The 12,262-nt window shown below is 66.6% G+C and carries 13 protein-coding genes; 8 read left to right on the top strand and 5 right to left on the bottom strand.

Going from position 1 to position 12,262, the window contains the following annotated elements; all coding sequences use genetic code 11:
- Positions 1-164: 164 nt before the first annotated feature.
- From BC102111_RS08305 to BC102111_RS08280, 6 genes are all read left to right on the top strand, one after another.
- The gene (locus BC102111_RS08305; protein WP_101624032.1) at positions 165-617 is read left to right on the top strand and encodes a hypothetical protein; all 453 of its coding nucleotides are present in this window, start codon (positions 165-167) and stop codon (positions 615-617) included.
- Positions 614-967, top strand: coding sequence for a hypothetical protein (locus BC102111_RS08300; protein ID WP_101624031.1), 354 nt, complete (start codon positions 614-616; stop codon positions 965-967). Before BC102111_RS08305 ends, BC102111_RS08300 begins: the two co-directional genes overlap by 4 nt.
- Before the next feature lie 72 nt (positions 968-1,039).
- Positions 1,040-2,038: a peptidoglycan recognition protein family protein gene (locus BC102111_RS08295; protein WP_101624030.1), complete on the top strand. Its 999-nt coding sequence runs from the start codon at positions 1,040-1,042 to the stop codon at positions 2,036-2,038.
- Between the two features lie 12 nt (positions 2,039-2,050).
- Positions 2,051-2,524, top strand: a complete 474-nt coding sequence (locus BC102111_RS17735) for a hypothetical protein (RefSeq protein ID WP_180960596.1) — start codon at positions 2,051-2,053, stop codon at positions 2,522-2,524.
- Between the two features lie 74 nt (positions 2,525-2,598).
- Positions 2,599-2,952, top strand: coding sequence for a hypothetical protein (locus BC102111_RS08285; RefSeq protein WP_101624029.1), 354 nt, complete (start codon positions 2,599-2,601; stop codon positions 2,950-2,952).
- A gap of 485 nt (positions 2,953-3,437) precedes the next feature.
- Positions 3,438-5,087: a PA0049 C-terminal domain-containing protein gene (locus tag BC102111_RS08280; protein WP_141236370.1), complete on the top strand. Its 1,650-nt coding sequence runs from the start codon at positions 3,438-3,440 to the stop codon at positions 5,085-5,087.
- Positions 5,088-5,128: 41 nt separating this feature from the next.
- Here the strand turns inward: BC102111_RS08280 and BC102111_RS08275 are convergent, their stop codons facing one another.
- From BC102111_RS08275 to BC102111_RS08260, 4 genes are all read right to left on the bottom strand, one after another.
- A complete protein-coding gene (locus BC102111_RS08275; protein WP_101624028.1) occupies positions 5,129-6,676 on the bottom strand; it encodes a hypothetical protein in 1,548 nt (515 codons plus the stop codon).
- Positions 6,677-6,705: 29 nt separating this feature from the next.
- Positions 6,706-7,572, bottom strand: a complete 867-nt coding sequence (locus BC102111_RS08270) for a M48 family metallopeptidase (RefSeq protein WP_101624027.1) — start codon at positions 7,570-7,572, stop codon at positions 6,706-6,708.
- A gap of 61 nt (positions 7,573-7,633) precedes the next feature.
- Positions 7,634-8,101 carry an HD domain-containing protein gene (locus BC102111_RS08265; RefSeq protein WP_095376812.1) on the bottom strand — a complete coding sequence of 156 codons (468 nt, stop codon included), beginning with the start codon at positions 8,099-8,101 and terminating at the stop codon, positions 7,634-7,636.
- Complete coding sequence (locus BC102111_RS08260) at positions 8,098-9,426, bottom strand: C45 family autoproteolytic acyltransferase/hydrolase (protein ID WP_101624026.1); 1,329 nt, start codon at positions 9,424-9,426, stop codon at positions 8,098-8,100. The genes BC102111_RS08265 and BC102111_RS08260 overlap by 4 nt, the downstream gene beginning before the upstream one ends.
- 125 nt (positions 9,427-9,551) lie before the next feature.
- On the opposite strand from BC102111_RS08260, the gene BC102111_RS08255 reads away from it, so the two are divergent.
- Positions 9,552-10,268, top strand: coding sequence for an SA1002 family membrane protein (locus tag BC102111_RS08255; protein ID WP_101624025.1), 717 nt, complete (start codon positions 9,552-9,554; stop codon positions 10,266-10,268).
- A gap of 33 nt (positions 10,269-10,301) precedes the next feature.
- On the opposite strand, the gene BC102111_RS08250 is transcribed toward BC102111_RS08255, so the two are convergent.
- Entirely contained in the window at positions 10,302-10,694 is a 393-nt protein-coding gene (locus BC102111_RS08250; protein WP_101624024.1) for a hypothetical protein, read from the bottom strand.
- A gap of 359 nt (positions 10,695-11,053) precedes the next feature.
- Here BC102111_RS08250 and BC102111_RS08245 point away from each other — a divergent pair, with 359 nt between their 5' ends.
- Positions 11,054-12,262: an acetyl-CoA C-acetyltransferase gene (locus BC102111_RS08245; RefSeq protein ID WP_101624023.1), complete on the top strand. Its 1,209-nt coding sequence runs from the start codon at positions 11,054-11,056 to the stop codon at positions 12,260-12,262.

Genomic DNA, 12,262 nt, shown 5'->3' with positions numbered 1-12,262 from the left:
ACGTGTCTCACACCGGATTGTGTGAACGAGGGTGAACCCGTGCAGCTGACCGACCCTGAGATGCTCGTCATCTGCGGGCCGTGCGGGGCACCGATCACGGAGAAGTCCACCACCCCACCCGAACCGGTCGAGGAGGTGGACTCGTGAGGGGTCGGCACTCGTACATGCTGCTGTCCATCCTGCGGGTCAAATTCCGGCTCGAACCAGCCCCAGAATGGCTCCTCACCGCGCTGCTCATCATCCTCGCCGGACGGGGACTGGGCAGCGGACTCGACCTCGCCCTCGATCCGGAAACCAGCAGCGACATCTACGCCTACGCCGACATCATCGGCGCTAACATGTGGGGGTGGCTACAGGCTACCGCCTCCATGCTGCTCATCGCCGCGTTGGCTTCTCGGTGGATATCGGCGATCCTCGCCACCCAGGTGGTGATCACCACGATCTGGTTCGTCTACGGTATCGCGATCTTCCAGGGCACTCTCCCGATCATCACCGAGGCCGGTGGGCTGCGGAACGCGTTCAACCCGTGGGCAACCGCAGGCTGCCTGTTCGTCGCGTTCCTCGCCACGGTTGACCAGATGCGCCGGAGGATCGCTCGGGACGGGAGGCCCGCATGATCCCCACACTGCCACCGTCGATGCTCGATGCCCTCGTCCAGGCTGGTGGTGGTGCCGGGTTCATTGCGTTCGCGATTGCTCTCATCGTCCAGGGGCGCCGCAAAGGGCTCAAGGAACGGGCCGAGGAGGCGGAGAAGGAACACAAGGACGCGACCGCGCAGATCGCCGAGCTCAAGAACCAGCTCGAGGAGATGGAGGCGAACTTCAACACGAAAATCGCTGATCTCAAGGAACAGTTCACCGGGCAGATCGAGAAACTCCAACGTCAGAACGTGGGCCTCCTTGATGCGAACTACCGCCTGCGCCAACGCCTCGCCGAGAACGGTCTCGCTCACGACGACATCACCTGACCACCAACCACCCCACCATCACGCCCCAGACACACGGTCTCGGGGCGTTTCTCATACCCGAAGGGAACCACCATGGCATACAGTCTCGCCTCTCGCATTGAGAGGGCGGTGAAGAAGTCCGGACTCAAGACCGTGTGGGTGCCGGGCTGGAAGTCTCGTGGCCGCGGCACCATGGGCTCGATCCAGACCGTGACCCTCCACCATACGGCCACCCCGCGGAGTCTGCGGAAAACCGCGGAGTATCCGACGTACAACGTCGTCAAGGACGGTCGCCCCGGACTCCCCGGCCCCCTCGCGCAACTCGGTCTCGGCCGCACCGGAGTCGTCTATGTCTTCGCCGCCGGGGTCTCGAACCATGCTGGGAAGTCCCGGTCGACGTCGATGACCAACAGCCGCGCGATCGGCATCGAGGCGGAGGGAGCGATGGAGGCGTGGCCGAAGGAACAGTACGACGCGTACCTGCGTCTCGTGCGCGCCCTCATCGACGAATTCAACCTCCCCGAGTCCCGGGCACTGCGTCACGCCGAAACCGCCTCCCCGCCCGGGAGGAAGAACGACGCCTCGTTCTCCGGGCCGACGTTCCGCAAGCGCCTCAAATCCACCCGCCTCGGCGGCACAACCCCTACCGCACCCGCACCGAAACCCACCCTGGAAGGAATTTTCGGCATGACCAAGCGCATCGCCTCCACCCACACGGCCAAGCAAGTCGCCGCGAAGGGCACGACCAAGCACCTGCAGATCGGTAAGGACCAGTACACGATCGCGACCGGCCCCGCCTGGGTGTCCGCCTCAGTGAAGGTTGACATTCAGAACCTCCCCGTCGGGGAAACCTGCTACCTCATCATCGGTGAAGCGTTCTACGCCAAGGGCAAGCCGACCACCCTCGGGCGCGAGCTCGCGACGATGGAAGTCATTGGTACCCCCGGCACCACTACGGCCACGGTCACCGCCCCGATCTGGAACCTCCCCAAGGAATACCAGGGGAAGTCCGTGCGCCTGCGCGCATTCATCAAGGGCGCGCCCCGCGACCTCACCATCACCAATGTCTCCGTGCAGGGCGCACGGGACTGAAAGGACCTGATCATGGAATTCACTCTCGACATCTGGCAGGTCGTGCAGCTGTGCGTGTCCACCGTGTTCCCGCTCCTCGTCGGACTCGTCACGAAGCTCTCCACCTCGGGTGGGGTCCGAGCGATCCTGCTCGCGGCGATCGCGTTCGCCACCTCCCTGGGAACCGAGGCGCTCGCGGCCAATCAGGCCGGGCAGACCTACGACCTCGGGCAGGGGCTCATGACGGGCCTCACGTCGTTCCTCATCGCTGTCGGCATGTACTACGGCCTGTGGAAGCCCACCGGCGCCGCCGTGGCCGCGCAGGCGGTCGGCTCCACCGGCGCGGCCCCCGCCGATCAGATCCCCGGCAACTGGTCGGGCGCCGACTCTGACGAAGTCGAACCTCTCGAGGATGACGGCAATGAGGATCTCGACGAATCCGACGACCCTGGTGTGACTGAGGTCGACGCCACCCCGCCCCCTGAGGGTTACGAACCCCGCCACTGACACAGCCCGGCCCCCATCGCATCACGCGGTGGGGGCCGTTTCGTCATGTCCACCCTCGGGCGCACACTGGACCCATGACCGCACCCGATTGGATGACCGAATACCAGGCATTCAAGACCCTGACCTCCCACGCGAACGGGGAGTACATTCGCTTCTACCTCACCACAGGCCGCGACGGCATCATCTACACGCACTCCCAACTCCCAGACGGAGCCGGCCTCCCGCGCTACTCCTGCCGCCTCACAGCCGCAGACGGCACCGAACTCACCCTCACCCTCAACGACTGGACCGACCGCCTCGACGACGTCGCCACGGAGGTCCGCGCCTGGATCCGCGCCCACGTCAACCTCCGAGGATGCACGATCAACAACAGCCGCTACCAGGGTGACCCGTACTGGCGGACCGAACTGCTGCGGGACAACGAGTGAGGGCCGAATATGCGTTTACGATGCGCTTTGCGTCCAAGTCGACGTTCCCAGTCAGGACGCGGAAGTCGGCACACGGTCGGGCATCGCACCTGGTCAGGTGATATTCGTTGGTTCTCACCGGTTCCCCCGAGTCACCTGCGATTCGAACCGCATTCGAATGAATAGGTCGCGGGTTCGATTCCCGCAGGCGGCTCGGCAACGCCCCTCTCCCCAGGTCACGCACCTGGTCGGGAGGGGCGCTTTCTTTGTCCACTGACCCAGAGATGCGGCTGCGATGGGTGAAGTGTCGACAGATGCCTTGTCGGCGGCGAAAGATTGATCGCCTACCACATCTCAAGTGTTGAACAATCACATGTGTCGTGATGAACGATTCTGCTACAGTGCGATGCGTACTTGTGTTGTGAACCACATTGGCGTGGTGCCCTCTCAGGCATCGCAATCGTTGAAAGCTGACAATGAAACCACTCTCGAAACGACTCCTTGCCATGCCCGCGATTGCGGCGGTCGTCGCGTCATCGCTGTCGCTGAGCAGCCCCGCGGCAGCCGACGACACGGCATTCGCTCCGCCCTGTGTCGACGACCCGGTCGCCCTGGGCCCCGAGGAGGAGCTCGTCACCCGACCCGCACCGCGTGAGCTCCTCAAGACCAGCGGCCTCGAGGGCTTCGTGACGACGTTCGCGGATGATCTGTGTGCCGCATCCGGTGCGGGGGAGATCGACGCGCTGATCGACGACCGGGCGCGTGAGCTCTGGACGCGCGGCATCGACGCCGGTCGGGCGATGGCCGAGGGCGGCCTCGACGCCGACGACCGACCTCTGTACTGGGCCCGCCTGGCCATGATCGGTGCGCTCACACAGTGGTCCGAGGCCAACGACGTCCCGAAGGAGAAGCTCACCGACCGCATCGCCGTCATCGACCGCCTCTCCCGCGGTCAGGACACCCTCGACCCCGACGCCAGCGACCACGACGTCGTCGTGCTCACCGGGTTCGACCCCTTCTTCCTCTTCACCGACACGCGGATCTCGAATCCCTCCGGTGCCATCGCGTTGGCGCTCGACGGGGAGGTCGTCGACGGTCCGAACGGCCCGGTCGAGATCCAGACGGCACTCTTCCCCGTGCGGTGGCGAGACTTCGGCGACGGCATGGTGGAGAAGGCCCTCACGCCTGCGCTGACGGCAGAGAAGACCCCTGAGCTCTTCTTCACCGTCAGCCAGGGCAGTCCGCAGGAGTTCGACCTCGAGGCCTTCAACGGCGCGTGGCGGGGCGGCACGATCGACAACGAACGCTCCTGCTATCAGGGCACCATTCCCATCCCGGAGGACGTGCGCACCGTCAGCCCCCAACCGCAGTGGACCGAATCGACGCTGCCGCGAGCGGCTATGGTCGACGACACCGACGGACGGCCGTTCGCCGTCAAGGACCGACGATCGGTCACGGAGGCGCCGGGTGACACTGCGCCGACCGAGCCCACGGTCTCGTGCCCACCGGACCGGGCGCTCAACAAGGGAGTCAAGCGCGACGACGGACCGACTGAGGGATCCGTGGCCAGAGCCGGCGGCGGGGGAGACTACCTGTCCAACGAGATCGCGTACCGGGCCACTCTCCTCAGGGACGCCCTCGGTCTGTCGGACCTGCCCGGTGGTCATGTGCACACTCCGGTGCTCGAGGGAGTCCAGAAGACCGAGTCGGATGTGAGCAATCCCGAGTTCGTCGCCAACCGTCGGGACATCATCGCCCAGACGAAGCTCCTCGTCGAGAGCGCTCTCGCCCAGCAGCCCGTCGACACCCCGGAGCCGACGGAGCAGCCCACGGACGAACCGACCAGCACGACGACACCTCCCGCGCCCACGGAGACGCCCAACGAGCCGACAGAGCCGACCGCGCGCACGAGCAGCCCGTCGACGCCGTCGCCGGTGGCCGACACCGGGGCGACCGCGGATTCCGGCGCGAGCGCCGACGGATCGGACGTCGAGGCGACCGACGCCGCCTCGGCGCGCGGTGCCGACGGCGGTGACCAGGATGAGGCCCTGCCGCGCACGGGTGGACTGCCGATGTCCACCGCGGTCATCGGCGCCCTCCTGACCGTCGTCGGAGCAGCGCTCGTCTTCAGCGTCCGGCGCCGCAGACAGCAGTGATGAAGCAGGCTGAGGAGTCCACGGCACGAACCGCGGACCCCTCAGCCGATGTCGATCTTCGTGCTCCGGGAACGATCGTAGACGGCTGTGGCAGTGAGTCCGACGACCAGTGAGGCGACGAACACGAAGAGGAGGCCGACGCAGGTCGGCAGGGCGTAGGAGAGGAACATCCACCTGTTCCCCTGTCCGATGAGCAGATCGGTGACCATGCCGAGATCGAAATCGGTGCCGCTGACGCTGACGGCGCGCACCGCACCGGATTCGGCGATCGCCCAGATGACCGCCGCAATGGCCGCCAGAGAGCCGAACAGCGTGCCGGCCGTGTCGCCGACGGCGAGCACGAGAGTGACGAGCGCGGCGGTGAGCAGGGTGAGGAAGCAGAGCACCGCGAGGATCCGCAGCAGCGGGTAGGCGCCGACCCCGTACACTGCCGCCGTGCCGAAACCGGTGACCGCCGCCGAGGCGAGGAGGCCGAGGACCACGGTGCCGACCGCCCCGATGACGAGCTTGACTCTGAGAAGGGCCTGACGCGGGAAGGGGCGTTGGGTGCGCAGGGTCCGCCACGGACCGACGAGGACGAGGCTGAGTCCCGCGGCCCGATTGACCGTGAAGGACGCAGCGAGTGCCAGGGTCACAGCGGCCACGGCGAGTGCGATGAGCACGGTCGGCACCCAGGACTGCGCCGTCCAGAAAGGAGCACTGGCAGCGGCCGCCTGTTCGTTCGTCACAGGCTCGGTGCCGGACTCGTCCGCACCTTCGCCGGCACCCGCCGGCTCGGGTGCAGGCGACGAAGCGGCGTCACCGGGCGTCGCATCGTCATCGGTGGTGAAGGAGTCGACTGGAGCAGGGCCGGAGACCTCTTCGACCTCGGTGGTGAAGGGGCGTTCGAAGGCCGTCGCCGTCTCATCCTGTGACCGAGCGCAATCAGCGGCCAGGCCCGTCGGGTCGCAGGTGATCTTTCCGGCGATGTTGCGGATCTGATCGGAGACGAATTCGGTGGCCTGACGCATCACCGCGGTTTCGTACTTCTCGACGATGAAGCGGTCCTCGTTGAGGGCCTGCGGGCCGGCGACGATCGTGATCGCATACGTCGGCGCCGTGTCGATCTCTCCGGCCGAATACGCGCGGATGTCATCGATCACGGTCGGGGTGAGCTGCTTCGGCAGGATCACGGCGAGGACCGAGGTGCCGTCCTCGACCTGCGAACGGGCGCCGGCGGGGGAGAGCTCCCGCTCCTCGGTGCCGAATTCCTCGACCTTCGCGCCTTCCTTCAGACGTGAGAAGTACTCTGCGGAGAACGAGAGGAAGTCGACCTTCGCGCTCTGGAGGGCAGGCATCTCGGATACGGTGTCGTCGATGCCGACTGCGACGGAATAGCTGGGCACGGCGTCGACGGCCGGCGGCGGATCGGCGCTCGTGCTCTCGGGAGCAGGACCGGCCGCAGCCGATCGCTCGGCTCGTGCCAGCGCAGGTGCGAGGATCGCGAGCACGAGGATGAAGACGGCGAGCGATGCTGCCAGCGGCCAGAGCATGAGCCGCCAGGGCCGTCCGTCGGACAGCGTGGAGGTGATGAGGAGAAGGGGGCGCACCAGCTCATTGTCCCATCACCGGCCGCTGCCTAGAGCATCTTTCCCTGGACGTTCCAGCCCTGCGTTCTGACCAGGCTCAGCGCCTTCATCCTCCGGAACCCGACGGCATGACCGGCGAGGAAGTTCGACAGTCGCAGCCAGAAGCCGTTCTTGTGCCGGTCGACGGACCGGATGTAGGCGTCGACATCCACCCGTGAGGCGAGGTTCTTGCCGGAGAAGAGCGCGATCATCCTCATAGCGTCCTCGGGCGCATAGTACGACGCCGTTCTGTCGGCGGTGTACTCCTGGGCGCGTGATAGCGTCGGGGAGAGCCTGAGGAGGACGAGGATCGGCTGGATCCCGCTGCGCCACAGGTTGACGTGCCCGCATTTGATGTGCCCCAGCTCGTGGCCCATGATGAACCGCAGTGCGCCGAAGTCGCCGTGGACGTAGGCGAGGTCGACGAGGTCGCTGTAGACGACGACGTATCCGCGCTGCAGCTGGCATTTGGCCGCGTAGGCGTTCATCGTGCCATTGCCGTTGATGACGTAGATCTGCGGGATCCCCGACATCCTGCCGGTGCCGGCGCCGAAGCCCATCTCGAGCGCGAGTTCCCGGTAGACGGCGTAGAGCTCCGGGAACTGCTCGTCGGTGACTTCGACTCCGTTGGCGATCTTCGACCAGTAGAGGTAGCGGATGTAGATGAAGCTCATCACCGGAGCGAAGAGGCCGATGAGCACGCCGAAGGCCCACTCATCGAGGGGTAGTCCGACGAGGATGAAGACGAGCGCACCGGTGACGACGATCGCGGTGAGCACGATGCCGAGGACGAGCATCGGCAGCTCGGCCCGATGCCGCAGTTCGCTGACCGTGGGGCCGGTGGGTCTGATCGCAGTGGAGGGGGTGGGGAGTGTCATGGCGCAGGTTCCTCGTGAGATCCGATGGGTGAGAACTGAGGGGGTGGGGATCGACGAACGCTCAGGCCTCGAGGCCGAGCAGCTCGTAGGCCCGGCAGTACTTCTCCGTCAGCCGCGCCCGGGTCGCCTCGTCGAGGCGGGCCTGCCTGGCCGGATCAGTGTTGTCGGCGAGATCGGCGGTCTTGACGTGCACCGCCAGCGGGTTCGCGCGGACCCGAGCGAAGTAGTCCTCGACGTCCTCACCGGAGCGCTTCGTCACCGCGATGACCGCGTCGACCACCTCGGCGGGGAAATCCCTGCGCAGATCGTCCTCCGTCACCGAGGTGTCCTCGACGACATCGTGGAGCCAGGCGGCCGCGATGACCGCGGTCGCCGAGTCGTCGTCGAGCTCCTCGGCGACCGCTGCGGCCCGGGCGTTCGCAGCGACCCGGCGCGGATGGTCGATGTAGTCGAACCCGGCCTTGTCGACCTGCCCGCGGTGCGCCTGACGGGCGACCGCCTCGGCGCGGGAGAGGAGATCGTCGTTCATCGCCAACGCTGCCACGCCGCCTGTCGGCTGACATCGGCGAGTTCGGCGACGCGCGCCCACGAGTTGTGCTCGGCGAGGAGGCGGGCACTGGTGCCCAGCGCCTCCCCGACCTCCGAGGACAGGGAGATGAGCGCGGAGAACGCCGCGGGATCGGGGGAGTGGGCGAGGCCGTTGATCGCCTCGTGTGCCTGTGCCACGAGTTCGGCGACCTCGGCCACTGCGGCATCCTGAGACTGCGTGCCGCCGGTGGCACCGCCAGCGGAGGGAGTTGCGCGCGTGCCGCCCGTGCCGGAAGAAGTGTCGCTCGCGCCGGAGGGCGTGCCGTTCGAACCGGTGAGATCCACGGGTTCGGTGCTGTCGTCGAGGGTCACCACGATCATCTCCTCTTCAGAGCTGAGGCTGCGGGTCCACCTGCGGGAGTGCCAGCGGTATTCGACCTCGCCGCGCAGGGGTCGATAGACCGCAGTGTACAGCGTGCCGAACGCGTTGTCGTAGTCACCGCTGAAGACCCCAGGGCCGAGCATCGTCTCCGCCATCTCATCGACTCCGCGGCCGCCTTCAAGCGCCTCGGTGAGCAGGTCCTGACGCTCGACGCTGCGGAAGCGGCGGGCGTGATCGGGATACTCCGGGGACCTGCCGCGGTGGTTCGTCGCCACCGGATCCTCGACGACCTCCGGTGCCATCCCCGGCCCGACGTAGGCGGTGGCGCGGCGGCCAGTGGCATCGACCATCGTGAGGTTGTAGTACATCGACACGGGCACGGTCTCCAGCCTGCGCAGTGCCTCGGGAACATCCCCGGCGACCTCGAGGAGGAAGCGGACGACGAGTGGGGCTGCGAAGCCGTCGCCGTCGCCGGGCCGTCCGCCGAAGGCGAGCGAGACCGCCAGTCCGTCTTCGTTGAGTCCGTCGAGGAGCCCCCACAGGCAGTCGGAGGTGCCGATCACCCGGCGGGACCCGTAGCGCGTCGAGGCGTGGACCTGCTCGAAGAGTTCGAGGCCGTAGTCGTAGTTGCGCAGCAGTGCCGGTTCGGGGGAGCGCATGGCGACCTGCGAGCACCCGGGAAGGAAGCGCGGGGGATTCCACAGCGTGAGCATCCTCGCCGCGGTCTCGTCACCGCCGGTGAGGTCGACGAGTCGCTGCCACGTGGGCACGAGTTCGGGCATGTGCTCACGCAGCTTCGCCTCGGCGGTGGCCAGATCGGGGCGGGCAGAGTCTCCGTCGCGCAGATACCAGGCGCGGTAGCCCGGCCACACGGCGTCGAAGAGGGCCTTCCAGCGGGTCGAGGGACGGTCTTCGGTGATTCCGTAGAAAGTGAAAGAAGTCATGTGTCAAGATTAGGTTGACACTCCTCTGAGTGTCAAGAAAAAGTTGACACTTCGTCGCGGCGCCGCGCCGTGTCCGTCTGTGTACCCTGAGAGCACGCGCATCGTCGAGGCGAACGGAGGATCGCATGTCGCTGCTCATCCACCTCGTCGTCCTGTGCGGGCTCTTCCTCGTCATGGGAGTCCTCACCACCCCGCCGGGACACCGCGAATGGAAGCGGATCGGCGGCTTCCTCGGCGCGATCGGGCTCGGGCTGGCGATGACTCTGGTCGGGATGGTCATCGTCATCATCATGCTCGGCCTCTACATCGCAGGAATCGCGCTGCTCGACATCGGCCTCGGCCTCTTCCTCGGCGTCATCTCGGTGGCTCTGGCCTCGGGCATCGTCATGTTCCTCATCGTCCAGCCGGTCATCCAGCGGACCGGCATCAGCATGGAGCTGCTGACGATCACCGAGTACTACATCCAGTGGTTCCTCATCTACGTCACCGTCTATCAGGTGATCTTCGAACAGCTCAACGGACTCGGCCGGATCATCAACGAACGCGACCTCACCAAGGAGCTCAACTCCTACCTGTCCTCGATCCTCGACCCCTCCGTCCTCATCGCCATCCTCCTGCCGGTCCTCTTGTCGATCTGGGTCGCCGTCGCCATCGCGAAGATCCGGCTCGACGCCGATCCCGGCACCGAAGCCGCCGAAGCTCCATCAGGTGCGACGGGCGCGGCGAATCCCGGGAGGACGATCCCCGCCGAGGCGGCGCCCGGTTCCGCGGGGGAATCGCGTTCCGTCGGGGTCGAGTCCACGGACGTGAATGCAGAGAGGGCGCACAGGCCCAAGCACTGAGTTCTGCGCGCCCTCACCGAGGCGACGGTTCGTTCACTTCTTCTTCGGCGTGAACGACGTCGAGCACGACCACGTCGTCTTGCCCTTCTTCGCGGTCGCCGTGACCTTGACCTTCTTGCCCGGGGTTGCGCCCGAGATCCGGTAGGTGAGGTTCGCCGTCCCCTTCGCCGAGGCGGTTGCGGACTTCTTCGTCTTCGTTGTCTTGTAGTGCGCAGTCGTCGTCACCTTCGCCTTCGACCCGACCTTCGAGACCTTGACCGTCGTGTTCGAGTACTGCTTCGGCTTCGAGTTCGACATCGAGACCTTGCATGACTTCGACGCCGCCTCGGCGGGGGAGGCGTCGAGGGCGATGGGGCCGGCGAGCAGGCCGGCGGCGAGGACGAGGGCGAGGCCCGGGCGCAGGCGGGCAGGGGTGATCACGGACATGATTCTCCTGAATCTCGAAGGGGAGGGCTGACTGCTCGGAAGGAGGAGTCGCCTCATCATAATCACTGCGGGTGTTGTCGTCAGTGCCCCGTGATCGAATCGAGATGAGAGCTTCGTCACGGAACCGTCGGCGTCGCCGGTCGACGCCCGGCACCCCCTCTGTTCCGCATGGGCGGGCGGCGGGATCGGCGTGTGTTGACCATCACAGCGATGCGGTGTTCAATGGGACCGACACCATTAGTGAACGATCGATCAGCTTCGATCGGCGGGCTCACCGGCGATGGTCCACCGTCGCCGCGAGTGCGAGTCACCACCAATGCGGGGAGAGGTGCGATCTCCCTGACGACTGTGAGGATCACATGAGCGAAGCGTTTATCTACGATGCCGTGCGCACTCCGCGCGGCAGGAACCGCGGCGGCGCCCTCCACGGCACGAAGCCCATCGACCTCGTCGTCGGCCTCATCGACGCCGTACGCGAACGCAACCCCGACCTCGACGACGCGAAGATCGACGACATCGTCCTCGGCGTCGTCTCCCCGGTCGGCGAGCAGGGCTCGGACATCGCGCGCACCGCGGCGCTGGTCGCCGGACTCGACGAATCCGTCGCCGGGGTCCAGGTCAACCGCTTCTGTGCCTCGGGCCTCGAGGCCGTCAACCTCGCCGCGCAGAAGGTCGGCAGCGGCTTCGAATCCCTCGTCCTCGCCGGCGGCGTCGAGTCGATGTCGCGCATCCCGCTCGGTTCCGACGGCGGCGCGTGGTCGCACGATCCGACAACGAACTTCGACACCTATTTCGTCCCCCAAGGCATCGGGGCCGACCTCATCGCCACGACCGAGGGCTTCACCCGCACCGATGTCGACACCTATGCCGCCGAATCGCAGCGCCGCGCCGCCGAGGCGTGGGAGGCCGGACGCTTCGCGAACTCCGTCATCCCCGTCAAGGACCTCAACGGTGTGACGATCCTCGATCGGGACGAGCACATGCGTCCCGGGTCGACCGTCGAATCGCTCTCCCAGCTGCCGCCTGCCTTCGCCAAGCTCGCCGCGCAGACCGGCTTCGACGACGTCGCCCTGCAGAAGTACCACTGGGTCGAGGAGATCGACCACGTTCACACGGCGGCGAACTCCTCGGGCATCGTCGACGGGGCTGCCCTCGTCATCCTCGGCGATGAGAAGGTCGGGCAGGACATGGGCATGACCCCGCGCGCCCGCATCGTCGCCACCGCCGTCGTCGGCTCCGAACCGACGATCATGCTCACCGGACCGACCCCGGCGACGCAGAAGGTCCTCGACAAGGCCGGCATGACGGTCGACGACATCGACCTCTTCGAACTCAACGAAGCCTTCGCCGCCGTCGTCCTCAAGTGGATGAAGGACCTGGGGATCCCGCACGAGAAGGTCAACGTCAACGGCGGAGCGATCGCCATGGGCCACCCGCTCGGTGCGACGGGGGCGATGATCCTCGGCACCGTCCTCGACGAACTCGAACGCCGCGACCTCAAGCGCGGACTGGTCACCCTGTGCATCGGCGCAGGCATGGGCATCGCGACGATCATCGAAAGGGTCTGA

The organism is Brevibacterium casei CIP 102111, assembly GCF_900169275.1.
Taxonomy (GTDB): Bacteria; Actinomycetota; Actinomycetes; order Actinomycetales; family Brevibacteriaceae; genus Brevibacterium; species Brevibacterium casei.
This window is presented reverse-complemented; position numbering and strand designations above follow the sequence as displayed.